General features: G+C 41.5%; 1 protein-coding gene. It reads right to left on the reverse strand.

The genetic code is table 11. From position 1 onward, the window contains the following. Positions 1 to 44: 44 nt before the first annotated feature. The coding region (locus ACEN4I_RS13360) for an ISLre2 family transposase (protein ID WP_407103307.1) at positions 45 to 992 on the reverse strand (948 nt) is incomplete at its 5' end.

The following is a 992-nucleotide window of genomic DNA, read 5'->3' on the forward strand; positions in this document are numbered from 1 at the left end:
AAGAACGTTCCTAAAACCAGGAACCTTCTCCCAAAAGACAGGAATTAACGAAAACTTTTGATTAATTGTCCTATTGCCGATGAATGAGAGGCATATAATGGAATCGTCCCATTCTTTGCACCAACTGATTGCCGTGTTTTCTCATGCAATAACGACGATAAACGAACCGTTTGTTTCAACTTGCGTTGTTGCCGAGTACTTCTATTTTGCTGATGAAGATAGGCTTCGCGTAAGGTGTGATTGAACATGCCTTGTTTTACTTTTACCATAGCTTCACAGCCTTCTGCGCTCCAATGCATCCCACGTTTTTTCATTCGAAAAGAAATATGCCGTTGATTCGACTCCATTGCGCCTAAACCTCTTGCGTCCTTCGGCACTTGTTCTGCTTTTTCACGCCAGTCGAAAATCCGATCCCAATTCCGTAATACGTATGTTCTGAACGTATTCAATTTTTCCACTGCCGGTGTCTCGTCTAATGTACTTTCATACGTATCCAACCAAATAGTTAATTCATCTAAATCATGCGTTTTTAATGCTTGACGGACATGCTGTTTAAAAACGTTAGTTTGCGATCCAAACGCGCGGTTTAAGCCTTGGAAGACATGATAAGAGTCTAGTTGATTTAAAACAGGATAGTTCGATTGAGAAAAAGCTTCTTGGAATTTGTCTGCGGTATACCCTTGTCCACCGTCACTATTGGTAATGATTTGAGCTTGCTGTAAGGCATAATGATTCGCTGTAAAAGCTTGGACTTCTGCCCAAAAACCAGCGGTTTTTTTAGTCGTCATGATGGCTTTAGGTTCTTTTAAAGAAACGCGCTTTCCGTTTTTCTCCCAGCCTTCGTAAAGGATGGCATGACGAACTTCTAAGCTTTTTTTCTTTTCTGTCCCACGTACAAAAACCCCATCCGCTTCGGCGTAAAAATAGTCCACCTTTTTTCCTTCGGGCAACTCCGTGGCTTCTTCTAGTTCCAATACATTTTCTTCATCCTC

The sequence above is a fragment of the Desemzia sp. FAM 23990 genome (assembly GCF_045528485.1).
Lineage (GTDB): Bacteria > Bacillota > Bacilli > Lactobacillales > Carnobacteriaceae > Desemzia.